This window comes from Bartonella sp. AP58NXGY (assembly GCF_042195785.1).
Lineage (GTDB): Bacteria > Pseudomonadota > Alphaproteobacteria > Rhizobiales > Rhizobiaceae > Bartonella.
In genome coordinates, this window is record NZ_JBHIOY010000419.1 from 1 (window position 1) to 563 (window position 563).

A 563-nucleotide genomic window follows, 5' to 3' on the forward strand; every position below is an offset into this window, starting at 1 on the left:
CATTCTAAAATTTAAATCTTTTTATAAAGGACTTGTGCTATGCAAAAAAAGTTTGCACTCACAAATGAGACACGTGTATTTAATGATAAAACTCTTTATCGCATTAAAGCTTTAAAAGACTTTTCTGATGTTAAAGCTGGTCAATTGGGCGGCTTTATTGAAAGTGAAAACAATCTCTCTCATGATGGCAATTGCTGGGTATATGACAATGCTCTTGTTTTAAATCCAGCCCATATTTATGAAAATGCCAAGGTTTTTAATAACGCTATTATAATGGGTAATGTTTATGGCAATGCTCATATCTGTGATCGCGCCCGCGTTTATGCAAATGCTCATGTTTATGACAATGCGCATCTTTCTAATAATGCTTGGGTCTGTGGGCGGGTTTATGGCAATGCAAAATTATCAGGAAATGCGCGTATTTATGGCAATGCCGTGGTTTATGATCATGCTGTTATCAGTGGTGCTGCTAAAATTTATGGCAAGGTTTATGGCAAGGCTAGCGTGGGTGGGTATACTCAAGTCTACGGTTCTGTTTATGGCAATGCGAAAGTGACTGGTTA

The 563-nt window shown here is 37.7% G+C and carries 1 protein-coding gene; it reads left to right on the plus strand.

Annotation, left to right across the window (positions count from 1 at the left end; translation table 11 throughout):
- Nucleotides 1-39 precede the first annotated feature (39 nt).
- The coding region (locus ACFINC_RS11790; RefSeq protein WP_375617314.1) for a hypothetical protein at nucleotides 40-563 on the plus strand (524 nt) is incomplete at its 3' end.